Genomic DNA, 16378 nt, shown 5'->3' on the forward strand with positions numbered 1-16378 from the left:
GTCGCGGCTGCGCGCCAGCAGCGCCTGCGGCGCGCGGCCCACGCCGAGCAGGCTGCCGCGCAGGCGCCACCAGCGGCTGTGTTCCATGGCCAGCAGGCGCTGCTGCATGTCGCTGCCCCAGGCGCCGGCCTGGTGGCGCGCGTGCTCGCTGTGCGCCAGCGCCGCCTGCAGCTCGCCCAGCGCGCCCTGCAGCTGCGCTTCGCGCCGCGCCAGTTCGTCCCGCAGCGCCGTTTCGCGCCGCGCCAGTTCGTCCTGCAGCGCCGTTTCGCGCTGCACCAGCTGGTCCTGCAGCGCGGCCAGTCCGTCCTGCAGCGCGGCGACCTGCTCGGCGCGGCGCGCCAGGTCGCCGTCGCGCAGTATCAGCTGCGCTTCGCAGGCGGCCAGCTGCCGCACCTGCTCGGCCTGCACCGCCAGCGTCTCCTGCAGGCGCTGCTGGGCCGCTGCCGCGCCGGCCAGCGCCTGGCTGACCTGGCGGTTGGCTTCGCGGCCGTCGTGCAGGGCCTGTTCGGCCAGGGCCGTGCGCTCGGCCTGCGCGTCGGCGGCGCGGCCCTGGGCGGCGGCGGCCTGCTCCAGCGCATCCTGCAGCTGGCCGGCCAGGGTTGCCTTGGCTTGCCAGGCGTGCGCCAGGTGGTGGCTGATGAAGTCGTCAAAGACATTCGGCTGCAGCGCCAGCACCTCGCGCAGCGCGGCGTGCTCGCCGGCCGTGTAGTAGCGGTTCAGGCCGTCGAACCAGGCGAATTGGTAGTCGTGCGCCGTCACCAGCGCTTCCCAGGCCTGGTGCGCGCTGTCGCGCTGGCCGGGCAGCGTCGCTTCGATCACCAGTATCCACGGCCGCCAGCGCTGCAGGTCCAGGCCGCGCAGCACCTCGCCCTCGGCGCCCTCGACGTCGATCTTCAGGAAGTGGATCGGGCCCTGCACATGGGCGGCGCAGATGTCGTTGAGCGTGCGCAGCGGCACCGTCACTTCCTGCAGCGCATAGCCGTCGGCGCGGTGGCCGTCGGCCACGGCCGCGTCGGTGGAGGCCCAGCCGTTCATGGCCGGCACTTCATACAGCGTGATCTCGCCGTCGCGCGCGCCGCAGGCCACGGCCAGGTTCAGGTCGCGCGGGCGCTGGGCCTGGAACTGGGCGTGGTAGGACGGCATCGGCTCGATATTGATGCCGCTCCAGCCGCTGTCGTAAAACGCCTTGCTCACCGAGTGCAGCACCGGATCGTTGGCGCCGACGTCGATATAAAACCCGTTGCGCACATGGCCCAGGGCGCGCCACAGCAGCACGTCCTCGCAGTTTTGCGCGTAGCTGACGAAACTCATAATTGGACGATCTCGATAGTGGGGTCGATAAAGGCCGTGCCCTCGAAGTGCGGGCGGCGCATATTGATCACGGTAAACACCAGCGCCAGGTCGCGCCACTCGTAGTTGTTGACCAGGTGGGTGTCGGTGCTGACGATGGCGGTCGACACCGAATAGGTGCCGGGGCCGAGGTTCATCGGGAAGGCGAAGCGGTAGCGCACCAGGCTGCCGGCGGCCACGGCGGCCAGCGGCATCTCCTTCAGGTGGGTATTGGTGCCGTACATGGCCTGCCCGAGCCGGTCCTTGATCATATAGCCCAGCACCATGCGCGGGATCGGCGCGTGCGCCTGCACCGTGACCTCCAGCGTCACCGCCGCGCCCACGTCCACCACCTCGACCGGCGCGCCGTGCTCGTCGAGCAGCGCGATCTGCGCCACGCTCGCCTCGCCGCTGCCGGAAATGATCTGCACCTTGCCGCTGTCCAGGGTTTTCACTTCCAGCTTCTGGTTCTCGCGCTCGGCGATCATGGCGTTGTAGTAATCCATGATTTCCTCCGGCGGCCCGCTGCGCGCCAGGCGGCCGGCGTCGAGCAGGATGGCGCGGTCGCACACCGACTGGATGGCCTGCTTGTCGTGCGACACCAGCAGCAGCGTGGTGCCCTGGCGGCGGTATGCGCGGATGCGCTCGAAGCTCTTGTGCTGGAAATAGGTGTCGCCCACCGACAGCGCCTCGTCGACGATGAGGATGTCGGGCCGGCGCGCGGTGGCCACGGAAAAGGCCACGCGCATCTGCATGCCGCTGGAGTACACCCGCACCGGCTGGTCCATATAGTCGCCGATCTCGGCGAAGGCCTCGATGTCGGGCATCAGCGCCGTGATCTCGGCCACCGTCATGCCGATCAGCTGGCCGGCCATGTAGACGTTCTGGCGGCCGGTGAAGTCGGGATGGAAGCCCATGCCCAGCTCCAGCAGCGCGGCCACGCGGCCCTGCATGGCCACGCCGCCCGTGGTGGGCTGGGTGGTGCCGGTGATCAGCTTGAGCAGCGTGCTCTTGCCGGCGCCGTTGATGCCGATCAGGCCCACGGCCTCGCCGGGCGCGACGTGGAAATTAATGTCCTGCAAAATCCACTTGAGCTTGTGGCGCGCGCCGCGGAAGGGCAACAGCCATTCGCCCAGGCGCGACCAGCGCGTGGGATATTGTTTGTAGGCCTTGCCCAGGTTGCTGACTGTTATCGAGCCCATCAGAGTTCATCCACCATTTCACCCGCGCGCTTGCGGAACAATTTCATGCCGAGCAGGCACAGCGCCAGCGCCAGCGCCAGCGCCGGCAGCATGCTGGCCCAGTCCGGCGCCTGGCCCGCCACCAGGATGGTCTGGCAGGCCTGGATCACGGCCGCCATCGGGTTCCAGGCCAGCAGGCCGCGCACCTCGGCCGGCAAAATGCTGGCCGGGTAGACGATGGGCGTGAACCAGAACCAGAACTGGATAAAGATGGTGAAGAACTGGCCCACGTCGCGGAAGAACACATTGAGCACGCCCAGCACCAGGCCCAGGCCGATGGCCAGCATCACCAGCAGCGCCAGCACCGGTATCAGCAGCAGGAAGACGGCGCCCGGGAACTGGCCCGACAGCAGCAGGAAGGCGGTAAACAGGCCGAAGATGATGCCGAAGTTGACCAGCGCGTTGAGCACCACGATGACGGGCAGGCTGGTGCGCGGGAAGCTGATCTTCTTGAGCAGGTTGGCCTGCTCGAGGAACATGTTCTGGGCGCGCGTGACGATTTCCGAGAACAGGCCCCAGGCCAGCACGCCGGCGCACAGGTAGATGCTGTAGCCGTACTCGGTGCTGTTGCCCGGCAGCTTGCTCTGCATCACTTGCGAGAAGATCAGCGTGTACACCAGTATCATGGCCAGCGGGCTCAGCACGGTCCAGGCCGCGCCCAGCATGGTGTTGCGGTATTTGGACTGGAACTCGCGCCGGACACTGCCCAGCACAAAGCCGCGGTAGGACCACAGGGCGCGCAACATCAAACTCATGCCGCCCTCCGGCCGGGACGGGCAATAATTAGCATCATCGTGAATTGGGCCGCGCTGCGCGGACGGCAGGACGGCGGGGATTGGTCAAGAGCGGCATTATAGCCTACCGTCCCACGCCCCTTGCTACAGTTGTAACACGTTGTCACAAAGAAAGGAGCTAGCTCTGCACCAGCTTTTGCAGCGCCTCGGGGTTTTTGATCACCAGCCGGTGCGGTTCCTTCTGGACGATGCCCTGCTGCACCAGCGTGAGCAGCGCCCGGGTGACGGTCTCGCGGCTGGTGTTGATCATATTGGCAATATCCTGGTGGGTGGGCAGGTTTTCCACCACTGTGCCGTCGGGCTGCTTCTTCTGCATCAGCACCAGGTAGGTGTAGATGCGCTTGGCCGTGTTGTTGATGCTGAGCAGGGCGCGGAATTCGGAGTCGCGCTGGATTTTCTGCGCCAGGTGCTGCAGCATCTGGCGCGCCACCGACGGCGAATGCGAAAACAGGTGCATGGCGGTGGGGGCCGGCAGGAAGGCCACCAGGGCGTCCGTCATGGCCACCACCGAAGCCGAGCGGGTGGTGTTGTTGATCAGGGCGATCTCGCCGAAGAAATCGCCCGGCGCAAGTATCCGCAGGCCGATGGCGCGCCCGTCTTCGGTAATGTCGACCACCTGCAGCTGGCCTGCCAGCAGGAACATCAGCCCGTCGCCATGGCCGCCCTTGTGCAGCACCACGTCGCGCTTGGCGTACTGGCGTACGCGCAGATCCGCCTTCACACGGATGATTTCCTCGTCCGACAGTTCGGCCAGCAGCGGAATCTTGCGCAGGTGGATCTGCAAATTGCGCTCGGCCGGCGACGCTTCCGTGCCCGTGTCGGGCGGCGGCGGGCTGGCTGGCTGGGTGGTGGTATTCATGCGTTGGGTTCAGTGGGTGACAGCGTCATTCTAGCTTAGATGGAGGCGAGTGCCGCCGCGCACAAGGCCCCGGCGGCCACGCCGGCCGCGTTGGCGGCCATGTCGCGCCAGGAGAAGCCGCGTCCCGGCACCAGCTGCTGCAGGCATTCGATCAGCCAGCCGGCCAGCAGCAGGCCGGCCAGCCACAGCGCGGCGCTGGCGGCCGGCGCGATGCGCATGGCCAGCAGGGCCAGTCCGGCGTAGGCGCCGAAATGCATCAGCTTGTCGTTCGGCAAGCGCGACGGCAGCCACTGGTTGGGCACCAGGCAGCCTGCCACCAGGGCCAGGCTGAAGCCGATAAAAACCGCCATTTCCCACATCATGCGCTTATCCGTTTCACTACGCGCTGCGCGCGCGCCGGTGAACCATTCACAGACCCTGCCACTGCCAGCTCAATTGCAATTGGCGGTTATTGTACTGAAAGATGGGAATATTTTCCCTGTTGATGACCTGCCGCACTTCCAGGATCAGGTTTTGCTGGCGCGCGACCGGATAGGTCAGCGCGGCGCGCAGCGTGTGCGTGTCCTGCTCGCGCACCTGGTCGACCACGGGCGGCGCATAGGGCTCGCTGCCGCGCCAGTGCTGCAGCGTGTAGCCCACTTCGGCGGTCAGGCCGGTGCCGTATTTGCGCTGCCAGCTCAGCGCGGCGTTGGCGCCGTGGCGGTCGCCGCCGGGGCGCGCGCCGGTGGCGCGGTCGGTGGCCACGCCGATGCTGGCGCTGACCACGCTGTCGTTCTTGCGCCGGCTGAACTGGGCGCGCAGCTCGCCGGTGTTGGCGTCGAAGGTGTCCAGCGTCACATAGCTGTTGCGCCCCACGCTGCCCTGCAGGTGGAAGGTGAAGCCGTAGGGCAGCTTGAGCGGCGGGCCCACGCGCGCCAGCAGCTGGTACTGGCGCTGGTAGAACTCGCCGCCCAGCGAGATCAGGCCGGCCAGCACGGTGCCGCGCAGGGTCCAGCCGTCCCAGCGCCACAGCGTTTCGGCGCCGGCGAACAGGGCGCCGCTGTCGTACTGGCGCAAGGTGTCGTTGCGGCGCTGCTGGAACTGGACGAAGCCGACGGTGCCGTTCGGCGTCAGGTCGCGCATATAGTCGCCCGACAGCATGGTGTACTGGTCGTGCTGCGGCTGGAACTCGGGCGACAGCGTGTATTCCGGGTTCAGCACCCGGGTCGAGCCCTGGTTGACGTTCTGGTCGATGCCGCGCGAGATGGACAGGCTGTACTGGCTGAGCGGCGTCCACTGCTCGCAGCCGACGGCGCGCGCTTCGCGTATCAGCTCGACGATGCCGGGCGGCGGCGCAAAGCGCTCCTCGATGGTGCGGAACATGCGCTCGGCCTCGTCCGGGCGGCCCAGGCTGCACTGGATCAGCGCCAGGTCCAGCCAGGCGCCGGCATGCTGCGGCTCCTGCTCGATCACGCGCCGCAGCGCCTGGTTGGCGTCCTGCTTGCGGCCCTCGGCGATGGATTGCAGCGCGTCCTCGTACAGCTGTTTGGTCACGGCCTGCACCGGCGGCAGTTGCTCCGGAGCCGGGGCCGGGATGGGCGGCGTGTCCGCCGCAGTGGCGGACGTGGCGGCCGGCGCGGCGGATTCGGCGCCGGGCCGGTCTTGCTGCTGCTCCTGCTGCTGCGCCGCGCTGGCGCCGCAGGCCAGCAGCAGCGCCAGCGCGGCCAAGGGGGAAGCCGGGCGCCTCATGCGGGCTGCTCCTCGGCGGCCGGCAGGGCGGCTTGGGTCATGGCGGGTTCAAGGGTGTACAAGGTGGTGGTTTTTTCTTTCCCGCGCAGTACGCGTTCTCCCAGCAGCAGGAAGCGGTGGCGGCGCGCCTGCGCCACGGTGCCGGCGCCGATGATGATGTCGTGCGGCAGGTCGCGCGCGGCCTGCTCCAGGCGCGAGGCGGTGTTCACGCTGTCGCCCACGGCGGTATAGATGCTGCGCGAGCCGGTGCCGAAGTCGCCCGCGAAGGCGGTGCCGCTGTCGATGCCGATGCGCACCCGCAGCGGCGCAAAGCCGTTGCGCGCGCGCTGCCGGTTGTACTGGCGCACGCGCTCCACAATGTCGGCCGCCGCGTCCAGCGCCAGGTCGGCGTGGTCGGGATTGGGGAGCGGCGCGCCCCAGAACGCCACCAGGCCGTCGCCGGTGTATTTGTCCAGCGTGCCGCCCTGGGCCATGACCGGGCCGGTCAGGCATTCCAGGAATTCGCGCGTGAGCTGGGCGGCGGCTGCCACCGGCAGCGCCTCGACGTGGGTGGTGTAGCCCTCCATGTCGGCGATCAGCGTGGTCACTTCGCGCTGGGCCGGCGCCAGCGGATCCTTGATGTCGCTGCGCAGCAGCTCGGTCACCACTTCCGGCGCCACGTACTGGCGCAGCGTGTCGAGCAGGTGGCGCGATTTGCGCTGCGTGAGCTGCCAGTGGTAGGGCACGGCCACGGCCAGCAGGAACAGGGTGCAGGCCAGCGGGCCGGTGGTGGAGAAATACGGGTCGTGCGGGCTCATGGCATAGGCCAGCGCCAGCCAGGCGGCGCTCAGCGCGGCGAGCACGCCCACGCCCAGCGCGGCCGGCACGCGCGGCAGCGCCCACAGCGCCAGCAGCACGCAGGCCGCGCCGTACAGGCTGCCGATCCAGCGTCCCGGCCACGGCGCGGGCGCCGTGCCTTGCTGCAGGTCGAGCAGGGTGGACAGCATGGCGGCCTGCACCCCCAGGCCGGGGCGGTTGGCCGCCAGCGGCGTGGCCACACGGTCGCTCAGGCCCAGCGAGGACGAACCGACCAGCACCAGGCGGCCGGCCGCGCTGGCCGGTTCGATGCGCTGGGCCAGCACGTCGCTGGCCTGCACCAGGGTGTAGGCGCTCCAGTCGCGCTTGTAGGCGATGCGCTGCGGGCTGGGCGGCAGCGTGGCCAGGCCGCCGCCGCAGCAGTCGATCAGCGCCAAACTCAGCGCGGGATAGCGCGCCCCCTGGTAGCTGGTGAGCAGGGGCAGGCGGCGCAGGGCGCCGTCCGGGTCCGGAATGAAGCCGATATTGCCGACGTTGGGCGCGCCGGCCCAGGCGGCCTGGTTGGCGATATAGCCGGTGGCCGCCGTGGCGTCGCCGGCGCGCGCGGTGGCGCCGCTCAGCCGGCCTTCGCGCAGCGCATACGGGCGGCTCTGTGAATAGTCGAAAGCCTGCGCCAGCACCAGTCGCGCGTGCCGGGCCAGCATGCCGAGACGCAGGTCGCCGTCGGCGTCGGCCGGATTGGGCAGCACGATGTCGAGCGCGACGCCGCGCGCGCCGTAGGTGGTCAGCAGGATTTCCACCAGGTCGGCCAGGCGCGCGCGCGGCCAGGGCCACGGGCCCAGCTCGGCCATGCTGGCCTCGTCGATGTCGACCACCAGCACGCGCGGTTCGGGCGTGTCCGTGCTTTGCCAGCGCAGATAGCGGTCGCGCAGCCACTCGTCGGCGAACAGCGAGGCGCCGGGCGGCGCCAGCCATTGCGTGCCCAGCGCCAGCATGAGTCCGGCAGCGGCTATCAGCGCGCGCGGCAGCCAGGCCGGCAAGGGCGGCAGGCGCCGTGACCAGGATGTCGTCGAAGATGTCAAAAGGGGCTGCGGTGGGGTGAAGGTCAATCCGTTAGTATAACGCCTAGCCCTGTGGAAAGGCGAGTGGGGCGGCCGATGCTACAAAGTGTAACGTTTCGCGCAGTTAGCGGGCTTTTCCATGAGAATGTGATGGCTATCACGGCAGCTTACGTGCCGTGCTGGATAATAAGATGGAAAAGGGGAATATCATGTTACGTCATCTCGTGGCCGCTGCCGGCCTTGCACTACTCTCCCACGGCGCCTACGCGGCAGTCGCGGGCAAAATCGTCTATGTGACGGGCAGCGCGCAGGTGGCGCAGCAGCCTGCCGTGCTGGACGGCGCGGTGCAGGAAGGCGATATGCTGACCACCGGCGCCGACGGCTATCTCTATATCACCACGGTGGACAACGGCCTGTTCATCCTGCGCCCGTCCAGCCAGGCCCGCATCGTCGCCTATTATATAGACGAGAAACAGCCTTCCAACAACCGCATCAAGCTGGAACTGCTGAACGGGGTGGCGCGCAGCCGCTCCGGCGACGCGGTCAAGAAGGCGCGCCAGAATTTCCGCTTCAACACGCCGGTGGCCGCCATCGGCGTGCGCGGCACGGACTTTACCGTCTTTACCGATCACGACACCACGCGCGTGACCGTCAACTCCGGCGGCATCGCGCTGAGCGGTTTTGGCGGCGCCTGCAGTCCTGAAGGCCTGGGCCCGTGCGAAGGCCAGGCCACGCGCGACCTGTTCGCCGCGCAAAAAGGCAATCTGCTGCAGATCCGCCGCGGCCAGGCCGCGCCGCAATTGCTGCCGGAAACCAATACCCTGGCGCCGGACGCCGTGGCGCCGCCGCGCCAGGACGAGCCGGGCAAGCATGCTGGTCCGTCCAGCGGCGCGAGCCTGCCGCCGCAGCCCAATCTGGACGTGCAAAAAAGCGCCAGCCTGCAGCAGCAGATTGCCACCAATGGCACCGGCACCAAGAACGATCCGCCGCCTGCGGTGATTGTGCCGCCGGTGACGGAAATCACCCCGCCGGCCACCGAAGTGCCGGTGGTCACGCCACCCGTGGTCACCCCGCCGGTGGTGACGCCGCCGGTGGTAGTGGAACCGCCGGTCGTGACGCCGCCGGTGGTGACGCCGCCGGTGGTCGAGCCGCCGGTGGTAACCCCGCCCGTGGTGCAGGAGCGCCAGATCGTCTGGGGGCGCTGGCAACCGCTGCTGGAAAAGGAGCGCCAGGTGGACCTGGTGGCCGAACTCAAGAAGGGGAAGACCCTGATTGCGCAGAATCCGGACTTCGTTCTGTTGCGCACCGAGGGGCAGGCTTACCCGGTGCCCGAGCGCGGCGGGGTCAGTTTTGCGCTCAAGCAGGGCGAGGCGTTTATTCATCATGACAACGCGGCCTTGCCTACTCTGGCGGCGACGCTGGAGAACGGCGCGTTGAGTTTTAATTTCGACAAGCGCACCTTCGCTACCAACTTCGACCTGGTCAACGGGGAGGAGCGGCTGCTGATGCAGTCCACGGGCAAGGTGGCCGACGACGGACGTTTTGTGGGCGATGCCTTGTACATCCAGCCGAATAATATGTCCGTCAGCGGCTTGCTCAGCACGGAAAACGGCGGCACCGCAGCGTACCTGTTCCAGCGCCGCATGACCGGGCGCACGATCTACGGCGGCACCAGCTGGACTGCCCAGCCGGCCACCGCCACGAAATAACCCCTGCTGCCTTTGCTTGCACCAACAGCCCGCCTTTGGCGGGCTGTTTTTTTTCGCCTGTCGAGTGTGTGATGCGCGCGTACAACAGTTCTTCGTGCGACAAAATTTTTACATTTACTTACCATTTCATCTGCGGTGGATTTTTTGCGATGCCAATTTGCAATCTTTTGTGTCGTACTGTCACGGTTTTGCCTGCCCGGCAAGCCCCGTCAACACCGCAGATTCCCTATGGCGGCGGGCAAAGCGCCGTAAACCGTGCCAATCCTTGCGTTGGGCGCAATCTTCTCTGATAATGACCCGCCGCATAGTTTTCATTGGTTAATTTACTAACTATCGGAGGATATTGCTTATTTTTGTGATGGCTGTCACATGCTTGGGCAATACCTTCTGAGATTATTCGGTACGTTAGATTGTTTTGGCCACCGCGAGTCATGCAATTAACTTCAATCAATCCTTACTAGGAGTTTTAAATGGGTATTTACGCTGCTGATCTGCAAAAGCTGTACGTTGCTTACTTCAACCGTCCTGCAGATCCAGTTGGTCTGCAGTATTGGGAAGGCGTACTGGAAGCCAAATCCGCTACTCTGGACGCGGTGGCAAAATCGTTCGGCGACTCGGCTGAGTACAAAGCTGAATACGCTAACCAAACCGTTGCTCAAATCATCAACAAGATCTACATCAACCTGTTCGGCCACAACGCCGATACCCCAGGTCTGCTGTACTGGGCTAACCTGGTAACCAACGGCACCATGGGCATCGACATTGCTGTTCGTCAGATCTCCCAAGGCGCACAAGGCACCGACCTGATCGCTTTCCAATCCAAGACCGCCGCTGCTGCGTCGTTCACCGATTACATCCAAGGTCAACCAGGTGGTGTTGCTGCCTACAACGGCGCCGCTGCTAACCTGGCTGCCAAGACCTACCTGTCGGGTGTTACCGACGAAGCAACCCTGGCAAACGCCACCTCGGACGCTGGCCTGAAAACCGCGCTGACCAACGTGACCGTTGCTGCTGACCCACTGTACGCCGCTTCGGTTGCTGCACAAGCTGTTGTTGACGCTGCTAATACCGCTGCCGCCACCAAAGCCGCCGCTGCTACCGCCGCTGCTACCGCCGTGACTACCGCGAACACCGCTAAAATCGCTGCCGACACCAAAGCTGCTGCAACCGACGCAGTCAAGCTGGCTGCTGATTCGGTGACCGCTGCTGCCGCTTCGACCGCTGCTGCTACCGCCAAGACCACTGCTGACGCAGCTGTTGTTACCGCTCAAACCGCACTGACCACTGCTATCGCTAGCGGCGACGGCGCTGCTGTTTCGCTGGCTAACGGCAAACTGATCATCGCTCAAGACGTTGCTGCTAAAGCTGCTACCGCTGCTACCGCTGCTGCCGCTGCTGCTACCGCTGCTGCTGCCGCCGCTACCGCTGCTGCTGCTGACGACGCTGCCGCTACCACCGCTGGCACCGCTGTGACCAGCGCGCTGACCGCTGCTGTGACCGCTTCGGCTGCTGCCACCGCTGCTGCTGACGCTGCTGCTAAAGCCGCTGCTGACTTCACCAAAGCTGCTGCCGCTTCGACCCAAGTGTCGGACGACGCTGCTGCTACCGCTGCTGCTGCTGCTGCTGCTGCTGCTGTTGCCAGCGCAAAAACCGCTGCTGCAAACGTAGTTGTAGTTCAGACTGCATCGACCTACTCGGCTGCTATCGCTACCGCCGCTGCTGACGCTGCTGCTGCTACCGCTGCTTCCGCTGCGACCAAAGCTGCTATCGCTGCAACCAACTCGGCTGCAACCGCTAACGCCGCTATCGCTGCTGCCGCTGCTGAAGCTACCGCTGCTGCAAAAGCAAAAGCATCGGCTGACGCTGCTGTTGCTGAAGCTGCCAAGTACGACGCTGCTGCCAAAATCACCGTGTCGACCACCGACGACGCTGCTGCTGCTGCTGCTCTGACCGCTGCTAACACCGCCGCTGCCGCTGCTGCTGCTGCTGTGGCCGCTGCTGCTCTTCAGCAAACCGCTGCTGCCGCTCTGCCAGCAAACTACACCGCGAAATCGTTCGTGCTGACCACCGGCATCGACAACTTCGTTGGCGCAAACGGCGAAGACAGCTTCACCGCCTCCTACAACACCGCAACCGTTCTGGGCGGCCTGGACACCATCGACGGCGGCGCCGGCGTTGACACCCTGAGCATCGCTGATTCGCTGACCCTGACCGGCGCTGCGTTCACCCTGGGCGGCATGACCGTAACCAACGTTGAGAAACTGAACGTTGCTACCAGCGGCGGCCTGACCGGCCTGGATCTGTCCGGCCAAACCGCGCTGACCGACGTTAGCCTGTCCGCTTCGGGCACCGCTGCTTCGACCGGCATCGTTCTGGGCGCTGGCGTAACCGCAGCTGTGAACGCTGCTGCTGGCAACATCGGCGTGACCGGCGGTAAATCGATCACCGCAACCACCACCGGCGCTAACACCGTGACCCTGGCTGGTACCGCACTGACCACCGCCACCGTTAAGGCTGGCACCGGCGCAGTTTCGGTAACTGGCGACGTTCTGACGTCCGTTAAAGTCACCGGCGGTAGCCTGGCTGCTGCTGGTTCGATCAGCAACAACACCAAAACCACGCTGACCACCGTCACCCTGGACACCGTTGACACCGCTGCCGACATCATCGGTAACGGTATCGCTACGCTGAACATCGGCGGCGCAGTTACTGCTACCCGCACCACCACCATCACCAATCTGACCGCTGGCCACGCGCTGACCGTGAACAGCACCGGTGCTGGCCTGACCTCGGCTGGTGCGGCCGCTACCGCTGTCATCACCGACGCGAATGCTACCTCGATCACCCTGAACAACAGCGCTGCAAGCAACATCGATCTGTCGGGCTCGACCCTGGCAGCATCGCTGACCCTGACCGGCGCCGGTGCACTGACCCTGGCTCCAATGGGTGGGGCTACCACCAAGATCGACGGCTCCGCTGCGACGGGCGCGCTGACCCTGGGCACGCTGAACGCTGCTGCAGTGAACGTGAAAACCGGTTCGGGCAACGACAGCTTCGCTATCTCGGCTACCGCTGCTGTGACCGTTGACGCAGGCGCAGGCAACGACACCGTGACCCTGAGCTCGGTTCTGGCTGCTGGTTCGCAAGTTCAGCTGGGCGCTGGCGACGACAAACTGCTGGGCGTAGCTGCTCAGGCTCCAGTTGCTGTTACCGGCACCGTTATCGACGGTGGCGCAGGCATCGACACCCTGTCGGCTGACCTGGTTACCGTTGGTAACGCTTCGAAGTTCATCAACTTCGAAAACCTGTCGCTGAACAGCACCACCGGCCTGGATCTGGCTCTGCTGACCGGCAACACCATCACCGCTCTGACCATGGACTCGGCTTCGACCACCGCGACCTACCAGAACGTGACCGCAACCGGCATCACCGACACCTACGTTGGCGATAACTCGGCTCGCGTCAACACCCTGTCGCTGCTGGGCGTTTCCGGTACCGCCGACGCATTCGCAATCAACTTCGCCGCTACCTCGGCTGCTGCTCACGGCGGCGCTGCTAACGTGAAGATGGGTACGATTGCTGCCGCTGGCATCGAAAACTTCAACATCACTTCGGGTGGTACCTCCGCTGCCAACAACTGGAACAGCGTAGTTCTGGGTGCTGACTCCAGCGCCAAGACCGTGACCGTGACCGGCGCGTCGAACCTGGATCTGACCTTCGCCGCTGGCTTCGGTTCTTCCAGCTCGTCGACCGCTGGCGTGACCGCGATCAACGCTGGTGCAGCAACCGGCGCCATCACCCTGAACACCGCCAACGTGACCCTGGGTTCCGGCGTTGCGCTGGCAGTGACCACCGGCTCCGGCGCTGACACCCTGACCCTGGCGAATGCAAACGCCGCAGGCGTGACTGTGTCGACGGGCGCTGGCAACGACATCGTTACCCTGGGCACCGGTTCCTACACCGTGAACCTGGGCGATGGCGCTGACCGCGTAACCACCGGTACCGGTGCTTCCACCATCACCGGCGGTGCTGGCGCGGATAGCTTCATCGTGTCCGCTACCGTGACCACTGCTACTGCTGCTTCGTCGCCAGTGCAGACGACCATCAACGATGCAGGTACCGGCGACGTGTTCACCTTCACCATCGGTACCACCAACGCCTGGACCGCAGCCAAGATCGACGTCAGCACCGCTACCGCGCTGTTCGGCGGTACGATCAACGCGCTGGATCTGGCAGTTAGCGCTGCTGGTGACACCAACAACCAGATCACCTGGTTCCAGTACGGCGGCAACACCTACATCGTCAACCACGCTACCGTCGGTACCGACCTGGCAGCTGGCGACAACGTAGTCAAGCTGGTTGGTCTGATCGACCTGAGCGGTGCAACCTTCGCTGAAGGCGGCGCTGGTGCTTCGACCCTGACCCTGGTGTAATTGATCATACTTCCACCCCGAGCTTCGGCGACGGGTGGTAAGTAGAGTCGAACAAGACCTCATTGCCCGCAAGGCAGTGGGGTCTTCCTGCTTTTAGCGTCATTATTTTTATTGAGACAACTATGCCTACTATCACTATCGACAATCAGGTCTATGACCTCGACACCCTGCCGGAGGCCGCCAAAGAACAGCTGCGCAGCCTGCAATTCGTGGATGGCGAACTGGACCGCCTGCAGGCCAAGATAGCCGTGCTGCGCACCGCGCGCAGCACGTACGCCAGGGCGCTGAACGAGGCGCTGGCGCCGCTGCAAGCGCCTGTTCAGGATGAAATCCTGAAATTTTAGTCAAACCGGTCGGCAGCGCAGGCGCCCCTGCGCCGCTGCGGGTTACGAATTGATACAAGCTTTTTTGCTCTTGGATGCCCAAAAATGTGATCTACGTCACATTTTCTTGCGGTTTTAGGCGATAATGTCTCGTCTTTAATCGAGCGCGCTGCCGTGTGCACCGCGCCTGCCGCAGTTCGGGCGCCGCCCTCCTGGAGGGGCGCAACGTGCCGTTGCTGTGCCTTTCTGCCGTACTTAGCAAGTCAATCACATGAAAAAACTACTCAATCCCAAGAGCGAAATCGAGCAGATCCTGTTTCGCTTCAAGAGCACCTTCTATACGGTAGGGGTCTTCAGCGCCATCACCAACTTGCTGATGCTGGCACCGTCGCTGTACATGCTGCAGGTCTACGACCGCGTGCTGCAAAGCAAGAACGAAATCACGCTGCTGATGATTACGCTGATGCTGCTGGGTACCTATCTGGTGTTGGGTGGTTTGGAGTTGATACGCAGCTTTATTCTGATCCGCGTCGGCGCCAAATTCGACATGGAGCTGAATCGGCGTGTCTACACGGCTGCCTTCGAGCAGAACCTGAAGCAAGCCGGCGGCAACGCCGGGCAGTCCCTGAACGACCTGACCAGCCTGCGCCAATTCTTGACCGGCAACGCGCTGTTTGCCTTCTTCGATGCGCCCTGGTTCCCGTTCTACTTGATCGTGATGTTTTTGTTTGAGCCATCGCTGGGCTGGTTTGCCCTGGTTGGCGTAGTCGTGCTGGTGATTCTGGCCTATGTGAATGAGCGCGCAACCCGCAAACCGCTTGCGGAGGCGAATTCGATGGCGATTGCATCCAGCTCCCTCGCCACCAATAATTTGCGCAATGCGGAAGTAATCGAGTCCATGGGCATGCTGCCCAACCTGATGGGCCGCTGGTTCAAGCTGCACGGCAAGTTCCTCCATCTGCAGGCGGAAGCCAGCGAGAAGGCCGGCCTGATCGGCGGATTCACCAAGTTTGTGCAATTGTCGATGCAGTCGCTGATCCTGGGTCTGGGCGCCTTGCTGGTGCTCGAAAATAAAATCACGCCAGGCATGATGATTGCCGGCTCCATCCTGTTGGGCCGTGCGACGCAGCCGGTGCAGCAGTTGATCGCCGTATGGAAAAGCCTGAGCAGCACCCGCAGCGCATATGAGCGTTTGAACACTCTGCTGGAAAAAAACCCGGCGCGGCCGGCCGGCATGGAACTGCCGAAACCCAAGGGCACGCTGACGGTTGAAGCCGTTATTGCCGCCCCTCCCGGCGCCAAGGCCGCGCTACTGAAGGGCGTGAACTTCGGCATTCATCCGGGCGATGTGCTGGGCATTATTGGCCCTAGCGGTTCGGGTAAGTCGACGCTGGCGCGCCTGCTGGTCGGCGTGTGGCCGTCGGCTAGCGGCAAGGTGCGCCTGGACGGCGCGGACATCTACCAATGGAACAAGGCCGAACTGGGTCCGCATATCGGCTATCTGCCGCAGGATATTGAACTGTTCGGCGGCACCATTGCGGACAACATCGCGCGTTTCGGCGAGATCGACGCTGAGAAAGTGGTCCTGGCGGCGAAACGCGCCGGCGTCCACGACATGATTCTGCATATGCCGGACGGCTACGACACCTTGCTGGGCGACGGCGGCGCGGGCCTGTCGGGCGGCCAGCGCCAGCGCCTGGGCCTGGCGCGCGCCATGTACGGCGACCCGTCCCTGGTGGTGCTGGACGAACCGAACTCCAACCTGGACGACGTCGGCGAGCAAGCGCTGGTACAGGCCATTGCCGACCTGCGCAAGCACGGCAAAACCATCGTGCTGATCACGCACCGCACCAGCGCGATCGCCGCGACCAATAAGCTGCTGGTGCTGCGCGACGGCGCGGTCGACATGTTTGGCCCAAGCGACCAGGTCCTGGCCGCGCTGCAGAAGAACCAGAAAGCGCTGGCGCAGCAGCAACAGGCACAGGCGCAGCAAGCTCAAACCAAGGCCCAGCAGGCGGCCATGCAACAAGCCGCCGTTGAGCAGGCGGCAAGCCAGGCGGCGCAAGCGGCGGATGGCGGCAAGGCGACCACGGAACAGGAATGAAT

At 64.9% G+C, this 16378-nt stretch carries 11 protein-coding genes; 4 read left to right on the plus strand and 7 right to left on the minus strand.

The genetic code is table 11. The features are described 5' to 3' along the window. The 7 genes from GTP77_RS20660 to GTP77_RS20690 all read right to left on the minus strand — a co-directional run. Positions 1-1311 (minus strand): FkbM family methyltransferase (locus tag GTP77_RS20660; protein ID WP_161074040.1); only part of this gene is annotated, 1311 nt, incomplete at its 3' end. Next, positions 1308-2531 carry an ABC transporter ATP-binding protein gene (locus GTP77_RS20665; RefSeq protein WP_161074041.1) on the minus strand — a complete coding sequence of 408 codons (1224 nt, stop codon included), beginning with the start codon at positions 2529-2531 and terminating at the stop codon, positions 1308-1310. The genes GTP77_RS20665 and GTP77_RS20660, both read right to left, overlap by 4 nt. Then, the gene (locus GTP77_RS20670; RefSeq protein ID WP_161074042.1) at positions 2531-3325 is read right to left on the minus strand and encodes an ABC transporter permease; all 795 of its coding nucleotides are present in this window, start codon (positions 3323-3325) and stop codon (positions 2531-2533) included. Before GTP77_RS20670 ends, GTP77_RS20665 begins: the two co-directional genes overlap by 1 nt. Before the next feature lie 157 nt (positions 3326-3482). Further along, positions 3483-4223, minus strand: a complete 741-nt coding sequence (locus GTP77_RS20675) for a Crp/Fnr family transcriptional regulator (protein ID WP_161074043.1) — start codon at positions 4221-4223, stop codon at positions 3483-3485. A gap of 35 nt (positions 4224-4258) precedes the next feature. Next, positions 4259-4585, minus strand: a complete 327-nt coding sequence (locus GTP77_RS20680) for a VanZ family protein (RefSeq protein WP_161074044.1) — start codon at positions 4583-4585, stop codon at positions 4259-4261. A gap of 46 nt (positions 4586-4631) precedes the next feature. Then, positions 4632-5951, minus strand: coding sequence for a tetratricopeptide repeat protein (locus GTP77_RS20685; RefSeq protein WP_161074045.1), 1320 nt, complete (start codon positions 5949-5951; stop codon positions 4632-4634). Next, the gene (locus GTP77_RS20690; protein WP_228893749.1) at positions 5948-7828 is read right to left on the minus strand and encodes a CHASE2 domain-containing protein; all 1881 of its coding nucleotides are present in this window, start codon (positions 7826-7828) and stop codon (positions 5948-5950) included. Before GTP77_RS20690 ends, GTP77_RS20685 begins: the two co-directional genes overlap by 4 nt. Positions 7829-8016: 188 nt before the next feature. Here GTP77_RS20690 and GTP77_RS20695 point away from each other — a divergent pair, with 188 nt between their 5' ends. From GTP77_RS20695 to GTP77_RS20710, 4 genes are all read left to right on the plus strand, one after another. Next, positions 8017-9516, plus strand: a complete 1500-nt coding sequence (locus tag GTP77_RS20695; protein WP_161074046.1) for a FecR family protein — start codon at positions 8017-8019, stop codon at positions 9514-9516. A gap of 470 nt (positions 9517-9986) precedes the next feature. After that, on the plus strand, positions 9987-13949 hold the full coding sequence (locus GTP77_RS20700; RefSeq protein ID WP_161074047.1) for a DUF4214 domain-containing protein: 3963 nt from the start codon (positions 9987-9989) through the stop codon (positions 13947-13949). Positions 13950-14071: 122 nt separating this feature from the next. Beyond that, entirely contained in the window at positions 14072-14293 is a 222-nt protein-coding gene (locus GTP77_RS20705) for a DUF6447 family protein (protein WP_161074048.1), read from the plus strand. Between the two features lie 250 nt (positions 14294-14543). After that, on the plus strand, positions 14544-16376 hold the full coding sequence (locus GTP77_RS20710) for a type I secretion system permease/ATPase (RefSeq protein WP_161074049.1): 1833 nt from the start codon (positions 14544-14546) through the stop codon (positions 16374-16376). The last annotated feature ends 2 nt before the right edge of the window (positions 16377-16378 follow it).

The sequence above is a fragment of the Pseudoduganella aquatica genome, from assembly GCF_009857595.1.
Classification (GTDB): Bacteria; Pseudomonadota; Gammaproteobacteria; order Burkholderiales; family Burkholderiaceae_D; genus Rugamonas; species Rugamonas aquatica_A.